We start from the raw sequence: 21,950 nt of genomic DNA on the forward strand, positions 1-21,950 counted from the left end.
TTTCATGGCAGCGGCTCGGTAAGCTGGCAGTATTTAACAGCAAACAAGCCCACCACTATGCGCTTGTACCAGGTATTCCACGAACTTCCGCAGCGACAGGGCAATCTCGCCGGTGTCACGACTTCAGCGGCTGCGCACGACCGGCGCGCTAACACCGAGCTTCCCACATGCGTTGCCACGACCTCCGGCAACGCCCGCTTCCAGGTTAGCTGTGAGCAGCACAATCGCGAGATACAGTGCTGCGGACACGGCTTGCTGGCAACCGCCCATGAACTTCTTGATACACAGGCCCTGACTCGCGCAGAGCTGGGCAATGGCGTGTGGGCTCAGCGCGAGCCCAACCCGACCGGCGGCTCAACCCTCTGGCTGTACCTGCCTGAACTCATTGCCGCAACGACACCGATTCCGGCATGGACTGACACGCTGGCACGTGACAGCAGCAATCGAGCAATAGCGCCGAAGGCAGCCGCGGCCACCGCCAATGCCGATGGTTATCTCCTGCTGGAACTCCCCGCCGAGCACGATCTCGGCGAACTATCCGTCGATATAGAGACGATTAGCCACCACACCCGGCGGGCGGTATTGCTCTGGCAGTCAGATTCAGCGAAGCCGACCGTGGTTCGGGTGAGATACTTCGCACCGCAATATGGCAACGATGAAGATGGCGCGACAGGCTCGGTGCTCCGGGTATTGATTCCCCACCTGCATACACTGAGTAACATAGCCGTATTCGATGTCATCCAATGTTCACCCACGGGTGGCAGGATGACGGCTCGCAAGACAGATGATAGTGTAGCTATTAGCGGCAACATCCGACTGGTCGATGACAAGGATCTCCCGACCCCATGGCAAGCGTAGAATTGGACATGGTTGAATCGCCCCGCGCTCAATCCGGGGAGGTTTCTGCCTCACAGCAGGCCTTGGCGCTGGCCGAGCTGTTCTCCGGCGTGCGGCAGTATTCCGTACAGATTTGCCAGCCGCTAGCCATTGAAGACTACGGTCTACAGGCCATGGCATCCACCAGCCCGGCCAAATGGCACCTCGCCCACACGTCCTGGTTTTTCGAGACATTTCTGCTCAAGCCCTACATGCCGGGCTATCGCGTATTCGATGACCACTACGAGTATTTATTCAACTCCTACTACAACGCCGTCGGCAGCCAGTTCCCGCGCCATCAACGCGGCCTGCTGTCCCGGCCCACGGTAGAGGAGATTTACGCCTATCGAGCGCACGTTGATGAAGCGATGCTGCAACTGCTCGCCGGCACACCACTGGCCGCTGCCGAAGACGTGCTGAACCGAACCGAACTGGGCTGCCACCACGAGCAGCAACATCAGGAGCTGTTCTTTACTGACTTAAAGTACAACTGGTTCCAGAATCCCCTCTACCCGGCATATAACGCGAGCCCGCTACCGACCGCGCCAACTGCAGCGCCGTTGCAGTGGCAAACGTTCCCTTCAGGTTTACACGAATTCGGGCACGACGATGACAACTTCTGCTTCGACAATGAACTACCCCGCCACAAACAGTATGTCGAGCGTTTCAGCATAGCGGACCGGCTTTCGACCAACGGTGAGTACCTCGCCTTTATTCAGGACAACGGCTACCATCGACCGGAGTTATGGCTGGCCGATGGCTGGGCGACACGTCTGGAGCGCCCGGACTGGACCGCTCCCTTATACTGGGTTGAACGCGATGGTGGTTGGCTGGAGTACACGATGCACGGCCTCGTCGAGTTGGACCTGCACCGCCCCGCCAGCCACCTCTCGGCCTATGAAGCCGACGCCTTTGCCCGTTGGCAGGGGTGCCGGCTACCGACAGAGTTTGAATGGGAGCTGGGAGCCGCTTCCGCCAAGCAGGCAGCTGCAGACGAAACCGCGCACCCTGTGTCCGTCTCGCCTGTTGGCCAACTCTGGCAATGGACTAGCAGCGCGTATTCACCCTACCCGGGCTTTCGCACCGCCGAGGGCGCCATTGGCGAATACAACGGCAAATTCATGGCGAATCAATTAGTGCTGCGCGGCGGCAGCGTCGCCACCAGTCCGGGGCACTACCGGCACAGTTATCGTAATTTCTTTTACCCACCAGACCAATGGCAATTCACGGGCGTACGCCTTGCCAGGGAGAGCGAGCCATCCTAAACCTGACGGACAGCGACATAGCACAGGCTAGCGCCAGTACTCTGGCATCGAGTGCAGAGCAGGCAAGCGATGACGCCATCAGTGCTGAGATCCAGTCTGGGCTGAATGCAGAGGCTCGCCACATTAACCCCAAGTACTTCTACGACGAGTACGGCTCACAGTTGTTCGACCAGATCACCCAACTCGACGAGTACTACCCCACGCGCACCGAGATCACCATACTCACGCGATTCGCCGAGGATATCGCCCGTGCCACAGGTCGCGGCTCGGTACTCCTGGAGCCTGGTGCCGGTAGTTGCGCCAAGGTACGCCTGCTGCTTGAGGCACTGGCACCGGCATGCTATGTACCCATCGATATTTCCCGCGAGTTCCTGTTTGCCGCAGCGCAGCAGCTACAGAGCGAATTCCCGCATATTCCCATTCACCCTGTGGCCGCAGACATGCAGGCGGACATCCAACTGCCCGACAATCTGGATGGCATTCCACGTATGGTGTTCTACCCTGGCTCGACCATTGGCAATTACACACCGGCAGAGGCGGTTGAATTCTTACGCCACGTGCGCAGGACTATCGGCGACAACGGCGGGCTGCTTATCGGTGTAGACCTACAGAAAGACCCCGCCATCCTGAACCTCGCCTACAACGATGCCGCCGGTGTTACAGCAGCCTTTAACCGCAACTGCCTGAGCAACATCAACACACTGACCGGGGCCAATTTCGATCCCGAGCGGTTCCGACATATCGCGTTTTACAACGAATCAGAACATCGTATTGAAATGCATCTGGAGAGTGATTCGCGTCAAAGTGTAGTGATCGGCGGCCAAAGCTTCGACTTCAAAGAGAGCGAGCGAATTCTCACTGAGTACTCCTACAAATACACGGTAGAGAGCTTTGCCCAACTCGCCGCCGAGGCAGGCCTGCACGCGCGGGAACATTGGGTGGATGAACATCAATTATTCAGCCTGCAGTATTTCACCGCCAGCTGAGGTCAGCCGCTAGTCTAATAAGTGCTGGTAGTGATCCAGGGCGTAACCGCGATACTGCATAAAGCGGCTGCGCTTGGCTTTTTCCTTGATGTCTTCCGGGGGTAAGGCACCGAACTTGCGCTGGTAGGTAGCTTCAGCGAGCGCAAACCAGTCAGGCGCTTCCTCCTCCATCGCGAGCGCAATCTCGCTATCGCTAATGCCTTTCTGGCGCATTTCCTGGCGAATCCGCATCGGGCCATGGCCACGGCTCATACGCTGGCGCAGAAAACTCTCGGCGTAGCGAGCATCCGACTGCAGGTTGTCTTCAATGAGCCGATCAAGTTGCGTCTCGATCAGGTCATCCGCTTTAAATCGCTTCAGCAGTTTTTGCTTGAGTTCCCGCCGTGTATGCTCGCGGCGGGCCAGCAAGTCCATTGCCGCAATACGGATATCATTCGGGTTAATGGCCGTCAGCTGATCAAATTCGCCACCGCCATCCTCATCTTGTTGCCAACGTTCAGACATACAAAAACTGTACATCCATACAGACCCGGCTTCAACTGCTAAATCGGCCGGAGTGTGGTCGAAAATTCGCTAGGGCGTGCTCCTGATCTCTAGTACTCTAGATTTTCAGAGGGCAATAACAGCAACAAGACGACTGCCACCGGGGGCTTTTTTGACAGGGTTCATGCGACGCTACGTCGCAATCATTGATGCGATCAACTATCGCCTGGGCCGCGTTGTGATGTACGGCATTTTCGCCATTATCGCCATTTTATTGTGGTCCTCCATCTCCAAAACCTTTTTCCTGCCGTCACTATGGACCCTGGAAATGGCCCAGTTCGCCATGGTGGCCTACTACATGCTCGGCGGCCCATACGCCATGCAAATGGGCGCCAACGTGCGCATGGATTTGTTCTACCACCGCTGGTCGGATCGCCGCAAAGCCTGGTTTGATGCCTTCACCGTTCTATTCCTGATGTTTTATCTAGGCGTGCTGCTATACGGCGCGATGGACAGTGCCAGCTACGCACTGGAGTACAATGAGCGCAGCAATACCGTGTGGCGCCCCTACATGTGGCCCATCAAGCTGGTGGTCGTACTCGGGGTCACCTTAATGCTGCTACAGGCCATTTCAGAGTTCTTCAAGGACGTTGCTCGCCTGCGGGGAGTCACGCTCTGATGCCCTACGAATTGATTGCCCTGCTGATGTTCTCGTCACTCATGCTCATGCTCATGACGGGCCAGAGAATATTCGGCGCAATCGGTGCCGTGGCCGCCATCGCTGCGCTGTCACTATGGGGCACCGGCGGCTCCGACATCCCCTATGCGGCCACCATGAAACTGATGAAATGGTATCCGCTACTGACTTTACCCATGTTCATTTTCATGGGCTATGTGCTGTCCGAGTCAAAGCTGGCAGACGATCTCTATCGCATGTTTCACGTGTGGATGGGCTCGCTCAATGGCGGCCTGGCGGTAGGCACCATACTGCTCATGATTCTGGTGTCCGCCATGAACGGCCTGTCAGTGGCGGGCATGGCCATCGGCGCAACGATTGCATTACCTGAGTTGCTGCGCCGAGGGTACGACAAACGCATGGTTACTGGCGTTATCCAGGCGGGCTCCTCCCTGGGCATTCTGGTACCCCCGTCGGTGGTGCTGGTGCTCTACGCCATGATTGCTCGACAGCCAGTGGGACAACTGTGGCTGGCAGGCGTTGTACCCGGACTCATTATGGCCGCCATGTTCATCGTCTACATTGCCACCCGCTGCCGACTGCAGCCCGAGCTGGGGCCGGCCCTGAGCGAAGAGGAGCGCAATGTGCCACTGGCCGAGAAAATTCGCCTGCTGCGCGCCGGCGCGCTGCCCATAATCATCTTTGCCGCCATGATGGTGCCTTTCATCAATGGCTGGACCAGCCTGGTGGAGAGCTCGGCGATAGGCGCGCTCACTGCCCTGCTGGCCGCGGTACTCAAGGGCCGCATGAATCGCCAGGTGTTCGAAACCTCGGTGCGCCAGACACTCGCCATCAGCTGTATGTTTATGTGGATTATTCTCGCGGCACTGGGCTTTGGTGCGGTGTTTGATGGGCTGGGCGCCGTGCGCGCCATCGAGATGCTGTTTACCGATCAGCTGGGCCTCAACCCTTGGGTGATCCTGATTCTGATGCAGCTGTCGTTCTTGATCATGGGCACTTTCCTGGACGACACCGCGATGCTGGTCATCGTGGCACCACTGTATGTGCCGCTGGTAGGCATGCTGGGCTTTGATTTGATCTGGTATGGCATTCTCTACACCATCACCACCCAGATCGCCTACATGACGCCGCCCTTTGGCTACAATCTGTTTTTAATGCGAGCAATGGCGCCGCCAGAGATTTCACTACGGGATATTTATATTTCCATTATTCCGTTTGTACTGATTATGGTGGCAGCGCTGGCGCTGGTGATGCTGTTTCCGCAGCTCGCCCTTTGGCTGCCAGAGACGGTTTACAACAAAGGATAAGCAACCTGGAGACTGATGTGACGACACGACGAGATTTCATTGGCAAAGCCGGCATGGGTATCGCAGGTGCAGCGGCCTTCGGCGCACCGGCGGTGCACGCCAACAAGAAAACCACCATCAGATGGCGCATGCAAACCTACGCCGGGCCTGCTCTGGCAGAGCACGTGGTCAAACCCGCCATCGAATCGTTCAACAAGATCGCCGGCAGTGAAATGCAGATTGAGCTGTACTTTGCGGACCAGCTCGTGCCCACCGGCGAATTATTCCGCGCCATGCAAAAGGGCACCATCGACGCCGTGCAATCCGACGATGACTCCATGGCATCACCCACCGAGGTCACCGTGTTTGGCGGTTACTTCCCCTTCGCCAGCCGCTACTCATTGGATGTGCCTGTACTGTTTAATCAATACGGTCTCAATGAAATCTGGGATAAAGAGTACGCCAAAGTCGGAGTGAAACATTTGTCCGCCGGCGCCTGGGACCCCTGCCACTTCGCTACCAAGGAGCCCATTCGCTCATTGGCTGACCTGAAAGGTAAACGCGTATTCACCTTCCCCACCGCTGGCAGGTTTCTGCACCAGTTTGGTGTGATCCCTGTCACCCTGCCCTGGGAAGACATTGAAGTAGCCGTACAAACCGGCGAGCTCGATGGTGTGGCCTGGTCGGGCATCACCGAGGACTACACGGTGGGCTGGGCAGATGTCACCAACTACTTTCTCACCAACAATATCTCCGGGGCCTGGGCCGGCTCGTTCTACGCCAATATGGACCAGTACAACAAGCTCCCCGACCGGCTCAAAGAATTGCTCAAGCTCACCATGGACAGTTCGCACTACTACCGCCAGTGGTGGTACTGGGGCGGCGAAGCCTCACTGCGCGTGCACGGCACCAAGATGGAGCTCACCAGCATTCCCGACGAGGAGTGGGCCCAGGTAGAGGCCGCCGCGGTCAAATTCTGGGACCAGGTGGCTTCGGAATCGGCCACCAAGAAACAGGTGGTCGATATCTTCAAACGCTATAACGCAGATATGCAAAAGGCTGGGCGCCCGTATCGCTACTCCTGAGTCCGCTGACCCTCGAGCCCGCTTTATTCAGCCAGGCCGAACTCCCGGGCAAACGGAGCGGGATCGAAGGAATCACGGTAGAGCTTGATGGGGAATGTATCTGATAAGCCTGCTTGCTCATATGCCTGTTCGCATAAGTTGTTCACACCGCTGGTCGGCAATGGCCAACCGGGTCGCGTGGGTAATCGATGCCTATCGCGTAATCAGTCTCTATTGAAACTCAAGATTCTGAATACCGCCTTAACCCAGCTCGAACGTGCTGATCCCGAAGATCTTATCGTNCTCAACCGCCGGTGGCTCGCCAATGTACATGCGCGCACAGCCAAACACTTCGGTCATATTGAATTCCTTGACCAACGCCATGGCAGCGGGATTATTCTCAGGGGCGTCGATATACACAGGGCCGCCCGCACCTGTCGCGCAAAGATGAGTAAACAATCCCCGCGCAATATCGGCGTTGTCCGCGAATAGCGGCCCAATCTTGGCGCCTTCCAGACAGCGGCGCAGAACGCCATAGCCCTTCAACTCGCCGGCGTCGTACCAACCCAACGCCTTCACCTGCGGTTGGGCTATACAGCGGCTCAGAAAGGCGTCACGGGGAAACCCGAAGCACCGCAGGTCATAGGCCTCAACCTCGGCCATGGCTATATCATCCAGGGCGACGATTTCAGTCGCCACCTCAGGCGAGCAACGCGCACCATCGTCCAATTGATACCGTAAATTGCGATGGGAAAACTTGAACCCGCCTTTGGCATAATAAGGCTGCATATCAAACACACCATCCAGACCAATGGTGGCACCGACATCGAGCCTTTTCCGTAATCGGTTCAGGCGCGCATGCCACAATTGATCGCCGAGGCCGCGACCGCGATGCGTGGGTCGCACGATAAAGAAGCCCATAAATCCATAAGCGCCACCATAGGAGGTAATAGCACCGCCCCCTATGACCTCGTTATCTATCTCAGCGGCGACGAAGGCGTCAGCATCGTTCGCCCAGAAAATGTCGGCGTCTTGCAAGCCGGGATTCCAGCCTTCCAGTGCGGCCCACTCCACCAGTGTATCCACTTCCGCTCTTGCCATTGGCCTGACCGTCAACGATTCGGACATAGTGGTACTCCTTAAACATTGTGTGCGCGAGATTCAGTGTGGAACATGTTCAGGTGAGTTGCAATTTGGCGGCCTCCCCGGCCCACAAAAACTCACCAGCACCTCTGTCACATCGCTGCCGCTGCCTTTATATTGGGTGTTTTGCAAAACGTGTTTAAGGATTAGTCGTAGTGACTGTAGAACTTTCGAAACTCCCCACCAATACACCCATTATCGTGGGGGCCGGGCAAAGCGTTGAACGCGACGCTGGCAGCACGTCACACGTCGGCATGGCTGCCCAGGCTGCCGCCATGGCCGTCAAGGATACCGGCGCGCAGGGCATTGCAGACAGTATCGACACCATTGCCATGATTCGGCTGTTCTCGGATATCGCACCTGCGTGGCAGGCCAACCTGGGACGCAGTAATAACCCGCCCGAATCCATTGCCAGGGCGATTGGCGCCAAGCCCCGCCACCGCATCTACTCACAGGCCGGCGGCAACGAGCCACAGGCACTGCTGATGGAATTTTTCGCCGACATAGCCCGGGGCGACAGGGACATGGTGCTGCTGGCAGGCGCCGAGGCCTTGCGCAACCAACGCAAGGCCGAAAAGCAGGGCCTTGCGCTCGACTGGGCTGAAGATTACGACGAGCCTCTGGAAGACCGTGGTATTGGGAATATTTTCCCGGACCCACAAGAACTGGCCAATGGCATGGTCATGCCGCTGCACTACTACACCCTTATAGAACAGGCCCGGCGCACCGCCATGGGGCAGGATCGCCAGGGCTACCTGGCGGAATCTGCCAGGCTCATGGCGTCCTTCAGTGAGATCGCCTCCCACAACCCTTACTCCCAGTGGCCGGGGGCACAGTCTGCCGACGACATTCTCCAGGCAGACCTGCTTACTCATCTCTACACCAAGCGAATGATTGCCCAGGACAGCGTGAATCAAGGCGCTGCGCTACTGCTTACCAGTGTGAGGAAGGCACGCGAGCTCGGCATTCCCGAGGACAATTGGATATTTATGCACGGGGCCGCGGAAGGAACGGATGTCGACGTGAGCGTACGCCCGACACTGGGTGGCTCTGTGGTAGCGGGCCATGTTCTCGATACTGCACTGGCTATGGCTGGCCGCTCACATAACAGCATCGACATGTTCGACATTTACAGTTGCTTCCCCTGTGCTGTCACTGCTATCAGCGACCACCTGCACTTGCCCGCAGACGGCTCCCTGCCTCTAACGCTTACCGGCGGCCTGCCCTTCTTTGGTGGCCCCGGCAACAACTACAGCATGCACGGGCTGGCAGAAACCGTCTGGCAACTGCGCAAAGCGCCCGGGAAGTTTGCCTTGGTGCATGCCAATGGTGGCTTTCTTACCAAACATGCCACGGGCATATTTTCCGGTACTGCCAGTACGGTCGACTGGTCGGCAGCGAACACGAAGATAGGTTCTGAGTTTGCGCCCAAATGTGAACGCGCCACCCAACCCGACTCAGGCATTGTCGTCAGTTACTCCATCAACTTTCGCGGCGGCGCAGTCACGGATGTTACCGCGCTGGCCGAGACGCCATCAGGACAGCGCTTCGTATGCAGCAGCGCGCCCACCGACCAGGTGACAGTGCAACAGTCATTGAACGAGGAACTGGTTGGGAAAAGCATCAGCGTTCAGCCGGGAGAGCAGGATCACAGCCTGCACTACACCCTGAGCACGTGACCGTAGCGCAGGGTGAAACACAATAGCAGCTGACAATACACCTTCAATACGATTACGACCGGAGCGGGACATCATGAACATTCTCATCGTTGGCGGTACCGGCTTGACGGGGGCAACCACCGCCCGACACCTCAGCGCCAAGGGCCACCAGATCACATTGATGTCGCGCTCAGCACCGTCCAACCCGGCGCTGGCTGAGTTTGCACATATTTGCGCTGACTATATCGACAGCAAGATAGACGTAGAATCGCTGCGTGGTTTCGACGCGCTGATCTTCGCAGCGGGTGCCGATATCCGTATGCTGCCCGAAGGTGAAGATCCCGCCGCCTTCTTCCATCGAGCCAATACGGAGGCCATTCCACGCTTCTTCAATTGCGCCAAACAGGCCGGTATCAAGCGAGCTGCCTACCTTGGCACCTACTACCCACAAGTAGCCCCTGAGAAAATCGAAAGCGATAGCTACGTACAATCGCGCTATCACGCAGACAAAGCCATTCGCGAAATGTCTGATGACGACTTTTCTGTATGCACGGTCAATCCGCCCTTCATCATCGGTACGTTTCCAGGTGTTGTAGACGCACACCTTGCAGCAATGACCCAGTATGCCGCTGGATTGATCGAAGGCCTGACGCCGATTGCCCCGGACGGTGGGGTATTTCACATCACTGCACAGTCACTGGCAGAGGCTCTGGAAGGAGCTCTACTGCATGGAGTAGCCGGCAAGGCCTACCTGGTGGGGGATGAGTACTGGAGCTGGCAAGAATACATTGAAGCGTTCTGCCGCGAGGCTGGGAATGCCCAAACACTGGCTGTGAGCCGGGATGAGCACCCACTGCTGCCAGATATGATTATGTACGCGGGCCGCAATGCGGAGGTCAGGTATACGCCTGAAAATGCGCCTCTCGACTACTCAACTGGCAATATTGCAGCTGCTATCGAAGCAGTAGTGGAAACGTATTTACCCAGGTAGCTGTATCAGTTGGGAACAAGCTCGAGATGATGGCAACTCGGGCTTTTTTTAAGGCAAAAAAAACGGGGCACAGGGCCCCGTTTCTCAGGATCGCTATAGCTTAGAAGTTATAGCGGAATTTGACCGCTACATTGCTAGGCGCCTCGTAGAAAGCGTAGTAAGCCGTCGATGCACCGCCGGTGAGGGTGGTAGACAGAGGCGCCTGGTTGCCGAAGGTCATGATCTCTTCGTCAGTTAGGTTCTCAGCAATCAACGCCAGAGACCAAGTTCCATCAAGATCCTCGACCACGATACGGCCGTTCAGCTTGACGAAAGAGTCCTGCTTCAGGTTGGGGTCCAGTGTGGGTGACACGAAGTAGTCGTCGCTGTATGCCAGATCCAGACCGAAGGTCAGGCCGATGTTGTTGGTGATTTCAATATCGTAAGCACCGCCGAGGTTTGCAGTCAGCTCGGGAGCATACTCACGAGTGTCACCGGTGCGGTCACACAGGCCAGTTTCGGGGTTATCGGGTGTTTCACCGTAGTAACATTGGGAGATATCGAAGTTGTCGAACTCAAAGTCGAGATAACCCACCGCGCCGGTGAGATACAGCGAGTCGGTTGCCTGCCAGCGACCTTCCATTTCAATACCCTGAGTCGTGGCCGAACTTGCGTTGGTCACGTTGAAGCCCAGAACGCCGTCGAACTGGCTGGTTTGCAGATCGCTATACTCTGTGTAGTAAACAGCAACGTTCAGCTCGGCAGCGCCGTCTGCAAGGCTCATCTTGGCGCCAGCTTCATAACTCTCGGCAAACTCTTCTTCAAACTCAAAGTTGGTGTTCAGATTAGAACGCGCATCAAAGCCGCCGGCCTTGAAGCCTTCGGTGTAAGAAGCGTACAGCATGGTGTCGTTAGAGATGTCCCACTGGACATTCACAGCCGGAGTAAACTTTGACTCGCTCCGGGATGCAGCCAGGTTGTGGCCCTCACCGTTGCCGGAGAACTGTTCGGAATCAATACCGAAACCAGCAAAGTAAACCAGAGGTGCAAAGGAGGTTCCATCAACGATGGGGAACGTTGTTTGATCGAACGGTCCGGTTTGGCCCTGCAGATCCACAACGTTCAAGTTCCGGGTACCTTCCTTATCTTCATCGCTGTAGCGACCGCCAAGCGTCAAGCGAAGCGTATCGCTAATGTTCCAGGTGAACTGACCGAAGACTGACCATTGCTCACTAGACATGGTGTAGAGGCGAGTGTTGCCCGTACCGATGACCGGCGCAGCGGCTGGTACAGCGGCTGCCAAGATGCTGTTAGCGTCAATCGCGAGAAGCTCATCATTGTCTATATCATAGTCTGAGTAGTATGCACCCAGGATATAATCGATCGTGTTGCCCGTGGGCGACGCGAAACGAAACTCCTGGCTGAACTGCTCGTAATTCTCGTTGCCCGCGGTTTCAATAATCACTGCGCTAGTAAAGTCACAGTCACAGTTCTGGAAGTAGTCGTACTCGAGCGAGCTTGTCACCGAGGTCAGGGTGTGTTCGCCGATATCCCAGTCAATCGTCAGGGTGATGTTATCTACTTCAGTCTCGTCGGAGTCACCGTTGGACTGACGTTTAAAGTCCTGCTTGTCATCCAGAATCACCGCGCCACCAGTGGCGGCCAGCAGGGCATCGGCATAGGAGGGCGGTCCACCTACGGGATTAATAATTTCGAGGAAACGACCTTCTGTGGTGAAGTCGGCGTTTTCAATCTTCAGATTGAACGAAAGATTGTCAGTTGCATCCCACTGAATGTTGGCTCGGATGATCTCGTGATCCAACTGGGACTCAGGCTGGTCCAGGAAGGTGTTGTCATAGTAACCATCCTCGTCGCGCTTCAAACCTGCCAGACGAATGGCAAATGTGTCACCGATGGGGATGTTGACCGCACCCTGAACTTCATAGCCTTCCTGGTCGAAGTTATAAGACGCTTCAGCGAAGCCTTCTACAACATCGGTGGCAGCGCGGTTGGTCACGGCGCTGATCGCACCCGCGATAGCGTTTTTACCGAATAGGATAGGCTGCGGGCCGCGCAGGACTTCCACGCGGTTAACATCGAGGTAAGGCACGCGGGCCAACTGCGGACGGCCGTAGAATACGTCATCGACATACATACCAACCGATTGCTCAAACGCCGGGTTGATGCCGGAGCTAATGCCGCGAATGGTCACGTTCGTGCCCAGACCGGTCTGGTTCATGCTCAGGTTGGGAACCCAGTCGGCCAGGTCGTTCAGGTTGGTGATACCACCATTGGAGATCTGTTCGCCACCGACCACATTCACCGAGATAGGTACGTCGGACAGGCTCTCAGAACGCTTCTGGGCAGTCACAATCACTTCTTCGAGCATGCCTTGCGCCATGGCGTTTCCTGTCAGGGCCAGGGCGGGCACTGCTGCGATACTTGCGGCGAGTAAATTTTTGCGAAACTTCATTATATTACCTCTGCTTTGTTATGCATTTTTTACGGGGCTAATTACGGCAACACGGAGAAACCGGATTAGTTGTCCCTACTGCGACTGCGACAACCATAGCCCATCCCAGAGACTAAATCTATCCCTCAAGGCTGCACGTAACCCACTGATTTGTCTGATGAATAGCCAATATTCACCAATATTCACAATAAACTTTCAAAAAAGAACCAGCCCGCCAGTAGATATGCCATTCAATGCACTGCCATCGGATAGCGTCACGACTGGCACAGCGAACTATTTTTTGGAGAGAGGGGGGGATAAAAAAGGCGCCGGGGCCGAGAGTGGGATTCGTGGAGCCCCGGCGCCTTGTGGGAACAATCAGCAGATCAGGTGAGCGAGATTACTCCTGCTCTGTACCCTCCTCGGCAGTCTCCTGTTCTGCCGCTTCGGGCTTACCTGTGTTCAGGGTTTGGGCGCGGATAGCGGACTCAATCTCGTTCGCCACCGCGGGGTTGTCTTCCAGGAACTTGGAAGCATTGGCCTTACCCTGACCAATCTTGTCGCCTTTGTAGGAGTACCAGGCGCCTGATTTATCCACCAGGTTGAGCTTTACACCCCAGTCGATGACTTCACCCATGTGGTAAATACCCTTGCCGTACATGATCTGGAACTCGGCCTGCTTGAAGGGCGGCGATACCTTGTTTTTCACCACCTTCACCCGGGTTTCGTTACCGACCACCTCGTCGCCGTCTTTCACTGCGCCAATGCGGCGGATGTCCAGACGTACAGAAGAGTAGAACTTCAGGGCGTTACCACCGGTGGTGGTTTCGGGGGAGCCGAACATCACACCGATCTTCATGCGAATCTGGTTAATAAAGATCACCAGGCAGTTGGTCTGCTTGATACTGGCGGTGAGCTTGCGCATGGCCTGGCTCAGCAGCCGCGCCTGCAGGCCCACGTGGGAATCACCCATCTCACCTTCAATTTCAGCCTTGGGCGTCAGCGCCGCCACCGAGTCAACGACGAGTACATCCACTGCACCGGAGCGTACCAGCATCTCGGCCACTTCCAGGGCCTGCTCACCGGTATCCGGCTGGGACATGATCAGGTCGTCCATTTGCACGCCCAGTTTCTCGGCGTACACCGGATCCAGCGCGTGCTCGGCGTCGATAAACGCCGCGGTGCCGCCGGCCTTCTGGGCCTCGGCGATCACCTGCAGGGTGAGTGTGGTTTTACCGGAAGATTCCGGGCCATAAATCTCACAGATACGGCCCTTGGGCAGGCCGCCGATGCCGAGCGCGACATCCAGGCCCAGTGAGCCGGTGGAGATAGCGGGAATAGCCTCTCGCTCCTGCTCGCCCATGCGCATAACGGTACCCTTACCAAACTGGCGCTCAATCTGGGCCAGCGCTGCATCGAGTGCTTTTTCCTTATTTGCATCCATTGTTGTGCTCCCTTTACTCTTTTTAACCACTTTTTTCATGACATCCCACGTACTCAACAAAACAACTTACTTTCGGACTCTGCCATCAGCGTCGTTACCCACATAACGTCACACAGCAAAACTACTGTATATATACTCAGTGCTTTGAAATTGAATTGCAACCCCCTCAGGCCACTAATTTCGGCCGGGGGAAATCACATGTAGCCATTTCAGGCAGGTAGGTAAACGCGGCTCAGGTGTCACCGGCAATGGATGAAGTGAATACCGTCACCCCCGGGGCTTTCAGGGCCTCGCAGAGCTCATAGGATTCGCTGATATCATGCAGGTCGATCAAGAGTATTGCCCCCTCCTTCCCCGGCTGGGCCCTGCCCAGCATGCGCACATGCTGCCACGACAACAGCCCGTGCACTGTGAGAATGATCACTGCGGTAATCAACACCCCCAGCCCGATATTCACCTGGCCCTCGGTCAGTACGCCATTGATCTCCAGTACGTGCAGCACCAGCATACCCACCAACATCAGGCCAAACGCCAGCAGCGTAAACTTGAGCTGACGCCGCTGCAGCACCCGCCCGCTGGGGCCGTGATCAAACTTGCTGCCCTGGGTGATCAGGCAGGCCTGGTCGGGTGTGAGCACGCTCATACGGGCGTGGTCGAGGTTGAACTGCCGACCAAGCGCGGTGCGAGCCGCTCGCGCGGCATCGGTGTCGGGAAAGGTTGCCACCACCCGGGTGTGAAGTTCTTCTTCGAGCAGTGTGCCGTGGGTCATTGCCTCACCTCACTCTCGCGTATATTCGCCCGGCAGCACCGGGAGCCTCTGTACAGTATAGCCCCGGGACAGAACATGAACGCAGCCCGGGCATAGCATAGAGCTCCTGTCCTATACGCCCACTAGACGTTCGCCCAACGCGACTCTAGACTCGTCACCAAACACCATAACAACAAAGGGGATAACGTACGTGGCTGACACTGGCTCAACGGCCCACGCGCGCACCATTTTCGACGACTGGCGCTCCATCGCCGTGGCCATTTACATGGCGCTGGCAGGCTACACGGTCATGGTAGGAATTCCGGTGATCAGCACCGCCTGGGTGGAGTTACTCGGCTTCACCGAAGTACAGGTCGGCAGGATTGCCGGCGCCGATCTGGGCGGCTTTTCCCTCGGCGCGGTGCTCATGGCACCGCTGGTGGCCCGGGTCAATCGCCGGCTGCTGGTGCTCGGTGCCGCCGTGGTGGTGATTGCCGGCAATGCATTGTGCACGGTGATGACCAGCTATGAGGAGACCCTGTGGCTGCGCGCCATTGCCGGGGCCGGCAGCGGGGCATTCACCGCCATTGCGGTGGCCACGCTGGCAGGCACCGCCAAACCCGCGCGCGCATTCAACCTGCTGTTGTTCGCCTTCGCCTTTTCCCAGGGCGGCGAGTTATGGCTACTGCCGCAGCTGACGATGAACCAGATCTACCTGTTTTTCATCGGCACTTATGTGGTCGGCCTGCTGCTGTTGCCCTGGCTGCCACCACGCCCGGTGGAAAAACGCCTGCAACTGGAGACCTATATCGACGACGATGGCCAGCCACTACACAACGCCATTGAAATTCCCCGCTCGGTGCCCTGGCTGGTGCTGGCGGCGGTACTCTTCACCTATCTCAATATCGGCGCCTACTGGACGTATATCGAACTGGCCAGCGTTGCCTCCGAAGCCGACCCCGACTGGGTGGGCCAGATGTTGGTCTACACCTCGGTGTTCTCGGTCATTGGCTGTGCCTGTGCCACCCTGATCAGCAACCGCTTCGGTCTGGCGAGGCCGCTATTGGTCACCCTGGTTGCACAGGCCATTATCGTGGCCATGCTCGCCAACGGCATCAACAACATCAACGTGATGGTGAGCATGTTTGCCTTTAATTTCTGCTGGATATTTGTCGATGTGTACCAGTCGGCCACCATCGCCAATGTCGATCACACCGGCAAGTTCGCTGCGCTGATGCCTGGTGCCCAGGGCCTGGGGCAGATCATTGGCCCGAACATGGCCGCGTCAATTCTCGCCGCCAATATGGGCTATGGCAGCGTGTTCATCATGTGTGCCATCGCATCACTGATTGCCTTCGCCATCTACCTGTTTATGTACGTGCGGCTGCGCCGGGCCATCCCCGCGCTGGCCGACGCATCATAACGACATCATTGTTCAGGCCGGCAGCTCACCCACGGCCCGGTAGGCCTGGTCGATGGCTGTATGGGTATAGGCCTCAGCACCGGCATCGGTATTGGCAATGGTGATATTGCCAAAGGGCTGACGCGCAATTTCGTGGGGCGCCTGCCCGGGTGCAAAGTCGTCATCCCACAAATCCATGTACTCGTAGGCATAGCCATGGGGCCAGCGATTAACGGTAATCGCCAGAATATCCTCGGTCACATCAAAGCCCGCTGGCCCTAGCAGGCCATCGAGTACCGTGCGCACCTCTCGCTCGTAATCGGCAAATTCCAACTCCAGCATGCGCTGCCGGGAGCCTCGTAATTGTGCCTTGAGATCGTAGGCGTCATCAGGCGGCGACAGTGTACCCGAGAAGCCCAATACCACCGGCTCATCCTCAGCGGCGCCCTGGGTATAGCCGCCGGTATCGATACCGCGCCACACATACATATCGCCATGCATACGCCCGGGGCAGCGCGCGCCCTCAATACCGAGTTTTTCCAGCGGTTTACTTGAGCGAATCAACACATTGGTCATCAGCATGGGAATTTTCACCTGATACTTAAGCGCTTCTTGCTGGGCTTCCGAAAGCGCCGGGACCAGATATGGAATCATGCTGTGGTACGTCGCCATCACACAGTGCCTGGCCTGGACGCGCAATGCTTCACCGCGCTTAACGTAGGTCACGGCCACGCCATCATCCTGATTCTGCACATTGGTGACCATGGCATTCAGGCGCAACCGCACAGGCGTTTCAGCGCGATCCAACTTCGCATAGTCAAACCTGGCCATGGCGACATTCTCTGCGGTTGCCTGCGGGCTCACCTCTGGAATCAGCCGCTGTACCATCAGGCGGGCAATACTGGCGTTGCCGTCAGGAAACATGGCCACCGGGTATTGAAATGCTTCGCGGTTGAAGTCCCAGCCAACCATATTCCTGCCAGGCGCACCGGTGTCCATAGCTTCCGCCGCAGAAAGGGCCCGCAGTTCCACCCCCCAGGAGCTGTGCATGGTCGTGTCGAAAATACGCGTCACCTCCGGGCTAATGCCGCAATGCTTCTGCAGAAACTCCGGGTAACTGATGCCCTGCAGGAATGCGTAGCGAGCCTCGTCATCCAGGTCCGGCAAAACGTTGGTGCGCTCCGTGTAAAGGCGGCGCAAATCGGCCCTGGCTTCATCACCGAGCGGCAATTCGTCGATGCAGTCCAGTGAATCTCCCAGCGCCCAGCCCTCTAGGGTGTAGTTGGTAACAAGTTTGTTTTCGCCGAACGTCGCCTCATCAAACCAGGCCGCATCGCCATTCTGAGGATGGTCGCCGTAGGCGAAAGTGCGTTCGCGCAGCAGTGCCTGCATGTCGATGCCCAGGCTTTCGATCATGCCGCGGGCAACCTCGCTGTAACTCCAGTGCTCCATATTCTGGGTGCCACCCAGCGCCAGGCGCACAGGCCCACCCTGATGAAACTCGTTGCGCCGGGCATGGCCGCCAAAATCGTCATTGTTGTCCAACACCAGAATTCGCGCCTTGTCGCCAAAGCGCTGCCGATAGTAGAGCGCAGCCGCCAGTCCAGAGATGCCGGCGCCCACCACGATGAGGTCATAGCGTTCCTCCAGCGTTTTGGCGGCCTCCATACGCGCCCCATCACGCAACGCGTGGGCAAGTTCAAACGATCCGGGTGCCGAGCCGCGCATCCCGGTCAGGGTAGGTGGATAATCGCTATCGGTTGACTGGCCGGCAAACGCCAGCGTTGAACCGCCGAGCGACGCACCCGCGGCGAGCATGCTTACCCCCTGAACGAAATCGCGCCGAGTAATCGGTCGATGCATACCTAATTGGCTATCTGTTTTTTTCACCACTCACTCCTGCAGACGACAAGGCCTTATGATTGCGCGTTGACCGTACGCGTACCTCCTGACGTATAGGCGATGATCACGGCGCGGGCTTTTCCCGTTATCATGCCCTCAATCAACCAAGGACACCAATATGCCCAGATCATTCGATGCTGTAATCGTCGGCGGAGGACACAACGGTCTCACCACAGCCAACTACCTGGCCATGGGGGGCATGCGGGTGTGCGTGCTGGAGCAGCGCGATGTCGTCGGCGGCGCGGCCGTCAGCGAAGAGTTTCACCCAGGGTATCGCAATTCACTGGCCTCCTACGTGGTCAGCCTGCTGCGCCCGGAGGTGGTGCGCGATCTGGAATTGGAACGCTATGGTTACCAGCCTATCCTGCTGGAAAACTCTCTCTATCTCGACTCTGCCGGCGACTACCTGTTGCTCAATGGCGATGAACAACACGATCGCGTTGAGTACCAGCGCTTTTCCGATGTTGATTACGACGCCATGGAAGCCTTCGAGGAAAGCATCGATACCGTGGGCGGCCTACTCGCCAAGCAGTGGTTGAAAACACCGCCCAAAATCCATGGCGGCGGCCTGGGCGATTTGCTGGAGGCGCTTAAACTCGGGCTGGATGCCTATCGCCTCAGCGAAGATGAGCGCTGGCGCCTGCTACAGTTCTTTATCGGTGCCCCCCAGAGCATTATCGACCGCTGGTTTGAGAGCCCCAAGGTAAAAGCGATGGTGGCAGCGCATATCATGCCGGCCAACTACGCCCCCCTCACCCAGCCGGGCGCGAGCCTGGCCATGCTCCACCACGCCGTCGGCGAGATCGCTGGACGCAAAGGCGCATGGGGTATTGTGCGCGGCGGCATGGGCGCGATTACCCAGGCCATGGCAGCCTCGGCCCGGGACAAGGGCGTTGAGATTCGCACCGGGGCAGCGGTTGAGAAAATACTCGTTGAAAACGGTGGCGCATGCGGAGTGCTGCTCGCCGATGGCGAGCGGATCAACGCCCCGGTCATCGCCGCTAATACCGACCCCAAACGCACGTTCCTCACACTGCTCGGTGAGGAGCACCTGCCAGACAGCTTCGGTCGCGATATAAAAGCGTTCCGCCAGGAATCGGCCTCACTGAGGATGAACCTTGCGCTGCGGGGCTTGCCGGAATTTGCCGCGCTGCCAGGCAGCGATGCTGGCCCGCAACATCGCGCCAGCATTACCCTGATCGAAAGCATGGAGCNCCTGGACCAGGCGTATCGTTCATCCCGCGCGGGGATTCCCGCCGATCCCCCGATCATCGAGGCCATTATCCCCAGCACCATGGATGACAGTCTCACCGATGCGCCGGGCACCCATGTCATGAGCCTGCTGTGCAAATACATGCCCTATGATCTAGCTGACGGCGCCCACTGGGATGATCGCAAGCCACAGGTAGTAAAGGCCATTCTCGATCATGTAACGAAGTTCATTCCAAACCTGCCGGATATCCTGGTCGCCAGCCAGTGCCTGACCCCACTGGACCTGGAACGTACTTTTGGCATGACCCGCGGCGACATCTGCCACGGCCGCCTGGAACCGGATCAGCTCTACAGCGCCCGTCCCCACCCTCAGGCAGCCCAGTACGCCACGCCAATGCCGGGACTATACCTGTGTGGTTCAGGTGCTCATCCAGGCGGTGGGGTCACCGGTGCGCCAGGGCACAATGCCGCCCAACGGATTCTTCGCGATCGCCGCTAACCAGCCGACGGTTAATCAGACAATGGGCGGTAGCGGCGCCACACCACCCAGGTGCTGACCAGCCCAAGCGGAATGAACAGGATTGCCGGGCCAAAGGCGAACAGGGCCTCTGCGCCCGCAAAATCTATGCCGCCATCCGCTGCCAGTTCGCCGGCACCGCGCTGATAAGGCAAGACATAGCCGTACAGCAGCACAAATGGCATGAGCAGGCCGTACAGCACCAGCAGGACAGGTGCGATCAGTGTGGTGCGCAGCTTCGCCGCATCGCGGTCCTCGGCCGGCGTCTCATGCAGGCGTTGCCGATACGCCGCCTCAACCTCACTCACTTCACCGCGCCGCGACACCAACACGATTGTGACAACACTGGCGATCACACCGAGCACCGCTGGGTCAAAATAACTGGGCAACGAGATCCAGCCGAAGTACACCAGCGCCGCGGGAACCACATTACCGAAGAACCCGGCGATAATGCCCCAGTAGGCCGCATCCGCAGTGATTCGCTTGCTCCAGATACTCATAAAACCGACCGGACCCCAGGCGGAGGCGAACACCGTACCGATAAACAAGGTGATCCAGAAAACATTGGGCGGCACCAAAAAACTGGCCACCAAAACCAAAACACCTGTGGCCAACACCGCCAGCCGTGTTTTGCCGAGTGTCAGGCCACCGCTGCTACGCGGCACATCATTACTGACACTGAATCCCACCAGCGACAAAAACGTCGACGCCGAAGACAGTGCCGCCGCAATAATGCCCGCCAGCAGCAAAGCGCCGAGTAACTCCGGCACAAGGTTTTTCGCCGCCCAGAGAATCACGGTTTCAGACGGTGTGATATCCGGTTTGGCGAGATTGATAAAGCCACCGGCGGCGTACACCAGCAGTTGAATGAGAATCACCGCAAAGCAGGCGTATATGGCCGAACGCACCACCACGTGTTCATCCCGAGCCATCAGGTGCCGACTGGCCTGCCAGGGGCTCACCGCATAAACCACCCCCCAAGCCGCATCGATCACCACCACCCAGATAAAGAAATCCAGTGCCGTGGGCCAGCCTGTCCCGGGTCCGATAGTGCCGTGCCAGGCCGTCAGGTCGGGTTTGATTTGCTCGGCGGTAAGCTTCTCTACCGCCGTGGTCACGCCGCCAAACTGGTCCATCAGCACATACACAAAGGCAACGGTGGCACCTAAAAACAACAGAAACATCAGGGTGTCAGTAATAATGACGCCGCGGCTGCCCGCATACAGCGTGAAGGCGGTATAGCTCAGCCACGCCAGTACCAGGCTTTCGTAGTAGCTCAGGGCGGTGAGATCCGACAATAGAATCGCCGCTCCCTGGGTGACCACCAACAGGTAGCCGCCCAGGCCGAGAATAATCGTAATACCGGCCACCTGCTGCACACGCCGGCTGTTAAAGCGCTGGCCGAAAAAATCTGCCACTGTGGGGGCGCGACTGCGGCGCAGAAAGGTCCCAAACAGCAGCGCGCCGTACACATACCCCGCCACAGCAATACCGGGCAGCAAAATGTAGGGGCCCAATTGGCCGTCGTAGGTAAAGCCTGCCTCACCAAGGAAAATTGTGGTGCTGAAGACACTGGCGACCAGTGTGCCCACGATCAGCAGTGTGGGTGCGCGGCGCCCGGCCACAAAGTAGTCATCCAGGGCCCGGACCTTGCGGCCACTGTAACCACCGACAACAACAAAGATCACAACACTTATGGCAATAGTGGCAGTGTATAAGTCGATGGGAGCGTCTCCTGTTCGCGCGTTGGCTGTCGTTATTATGCGCCTGGGCTACCTCGCCGATTAGGCTAAACTACAGACTGCCACGAGCGCGCGCCAGCCACTTCCGTGCCTATCGGTTCGC

General features: G+C 57.6%; 17 protein-coding genes. 10 read left to right on the forward strand and 7 right to left on the reverse strand.

All coding sequences use genetic code 11. The annotated features are described in order from the left end of the window. Nucleotides 1-57: 57 nt before the first annotated feature. Genes A3709_RS01075 through egtD form a run of 3 tightly spaced genes read left to right on the forward strand, consistent with a single transcriptional unit; the run spans nt 58 to nt 3,127 of the window. Nucleotides 58-858 carry a PhzF family phenazine biosynthesis protein gene (locus A3709_RS01075; RefSeq protein WP_066048728.1) on the forward strand — a complete coding sequence of 267 codons (801 nt, stop codon included), beginning with the start codon at nt 58-60 and terminating at the stop codon, nt 856-858. Further along, nucleotides 846-2,141, forward strand: a complete 1,296-nt coding sequence (gene egtB, locus A3709_RS01080) for an ergothioneine biosynthesis protein EgtB (RefSeq protein WP_231871064.1) — start codon at nt 846-848, stop codon at nt 2,139-2,141. The genes A3709_RS01075 and egtB overlap by 13 nt, the downstream gene beginning before the upstream one ends. Further along, nucleotides 2,093-3,127 carry an L-histidine N(alpha)-methyltransferase gene (gene egtD / locus A3709_RS01085; RefSeq protein WP_082849794.1) on the forward strand — a complete coding sequence of 345 codons (1,035 nt, stop codon included), beginning with the start codon at nt 2,093-2,095 and terminating at the stop codon, nt 3,125-3,127. Before egtB ends, egtD begins: the two co-directional genes overlap by 49 nt. Before the next feature lie 9 nt (nt 3,128-3,136). Here egtD and A3709_RS01090 read toward each other — a convergent pair whose 3' ends face one another. Then, nucleotides 3,137-3,631 (reverse strand): regulatory protein RecX, encoded by a 495-nt coding sequence (locus A3709_RS01090; RefSeq protein ID WP_156507512.1) that lies wholly within the window; start codon nt 3,629-3,631, stop codon nt 3,137-3,139. Nucleotides 3,632-3,794: 163 nt separating this feature from the next. Here A3709_RS01090 and A3709_RS01095 point away from each other — a divergent pair, with 163 nt between their 5' ends. Genes A3709_RS01095 through A3709_RS01105 form a run of 3 tightly spaced genes read left to right on the forward strand, consistent with a single transcriptional unit; the run spans nt 3,795 to nt 6,678 of the window. Next, nucleotides 3,795-4,289 (forward strand): TRAP transporter small permease subunit, encoded by a 495-nt coding sequence (locus A3709_RS01095; RefSeq protein WP_102106088.1) that lies wholly within the window; start codon nt 3,795-3,797, stop codon nt 4,287-4,289. Then, the gene (locus tag A3709_RS01100; protein WP_066048734.1) at nt 4,289-5,614 is read left to right on the forward strand and encodes a TRAP transporter large permease subunit; all 1,326 of its coding nucleotides are present in this window, start codon (nt 4,289-4,291) and stop codon (nt 5,612-5,614) included. Before A3709_RS01095 ends, A3709_RS01100 begins: the two co-directional genes overlap by 1 nt. Before the next feature lie 17 nt (nt 5,615-5,631). Beyond that, a complete protein-coding gene (locus tag A3709_RS01105) occupies nt 5,632-6,678 on the forward strand; it encodes a TRAP transporter substrate-binding protein (RefSeq protein WP_066048737.1) in 1,047 nt (348 codons plus the stop codon). Between the two features lie 240 nt (nt 6,679-6,918). On the opposite strand, the gene A3709_RS01110 is transcribed toward A3709_RS01105, so the two are convergent. Beyond that, a complete protein-coding gene (locus tag A3709_RS01110; protein WP_066048739.1) occupies nt 6,919-7,785 on the reverse strand; it encodes a GNAT family N-acetyltransferase in 867 nt (288 codons plus the stop codon). A gap of 170 nt (nt 7,786-7,955) precedes the next feature. Here A3709_RS01110 and A3709_RS01115 point away from each other — a divergent pair, with 170 nt between their 5' ends. Together A3709_RS01115 and A3709_RS01120 are read left to right on the forward strand one after the other, a co-directional pair. After that, complete coding sequence (locus A3709_RS01115; RefSeq protein WP_066048741.1) at nt 7,956-9,479, forward strand: hypothetical protein; 1,524 nt, start codon at nt 7,956-7,958, stop codon at nt 9,477-9,479. A gap of 73 nt (nt 9,480-9,552) precedes the next feature. Next, complete coding sequence (locus tag A3709_RS01120) at nt 9,553-10,449, forward strand: NAD(P)-dependent oxidoreductase (protein ID WP_066048744.1); 897 nt, start codon at nt 9,553-9,555, stop codon at nt 10,447-10,449. 100 nt (nt 10,450-10,549) lie between these two features. Here A3709_RS01120 and A3709_RS01125 read toward each other — a convergent pair whose 3' ends face one another. From A3709_RS01125 to A3709_RS01135, 3 genes are all read right to left on the reverse strand, one after another. Beyond that, entirely contained in the window at nt 10,550-12,901 is a 2,352-nt protein-coding gene (locus A3709_RS01125; protein WP_066048747.1) for a TonB-dependent receptor, read from the reverse strand. 379 nt (nt 12,902-13,280) lie between these two features. Then, nucleotides 13,281-14,324: a recombinase RecA gene (gene recA, locus A3709_RS01130; RefSeq protein WP_066048751.1), complete on the reverse strand. Its 1,044-nt coding sequence runs from the start codon at nt 14,322-14,324 to the stop codon at nt 13,281-13,283. A 232-nt stretch (nt 14,325-14,556) separates the two neighbouring features. After that, nucleotides 14,557-15,093: a hypothetical protein gene (locus A3709_RS01135; protein ID WP_066048754.1), complete on the reverse strand. Its 537-nt coding sequence runs from the start codon at nt 15,091-15,093 to the stop codon at nt 14,557-14,559. A 190-nt stretch (nt 15,094-15,283) separates the two neighbouring features. Here A3709_RS01135 and A3709_RS01140 point away from each other — a divergent pair, with 190 nt between their 5' ends. Next, on the forward strand, nt 15,284-16,495 hold the full coding sequence (locus tag A3709_RS01140) for an MFS transporter (RefSeq protein WP_231871065.1): 1,212 nt from the start codon (nt 15,284-15,286) through the stop codon (nt 16,493-16,495). A gap of 12 nt (nt 16,496-16,507) precedes the next feature. On the opposite strand, the gene A3709_RS01145 is transcribed toward A3709_RS01140, so the two are convergent. After that, a complete protein-coding gene (locus A3709_RS01145; protein ID WP_231871066.1) occupies nt 16,508-18,364 on the reverse strand; it encodes an NAD(P)/FAD-dependent oxidoreductase in 1,857 nt (618 codons plus the stop codon). 130 nt (nt 18,365-18,494) lie between these two features. On the opposite strand from A3709_RS01145, the gene A3709_RS01150 reads away from it, so the two are divergent. After that, a complete protein-coding gene (locus A3709_RS01150) occupies nt 18,495-20,087 on the forward strand; it encodes an NAD(P)/FAD-dependent oxidoreductase (protein ID WP_066048762.1) in 1,593 nt (530 codons plus the stop codon). A gap of 11 nt (nt 20,088-20,098) precedes the next feature. Here A3709_RS01150 and A3709_RS01155 read toward each other — a convergent pair whose 3' ends face one another. Next, nucleotides 20,099-21,793 (reverse strand): sodium:solute symporter, encoded by a 1,695-nt coding sequence (locus A3709_RS01155; protein WP_231871067.1) that lies wholly within the window; start codon nt 21,791-21,793, stop codon nt 20,099-20,101. Nucleotides 21,794-21,950 lie beyond the last annotated feature (157 nt).

The sequence above is a fragment of the Halioglobus sp. HI00S01 genome (assembly GCF_001635445.1).
Taxonomy (GTDB): domain Bacteria; phylum Pseudomonadota; class Gammaproteobacteria; order Pseudomonadales; family Halieaceae; genus Halioglobus; species Halioglobus japonicus.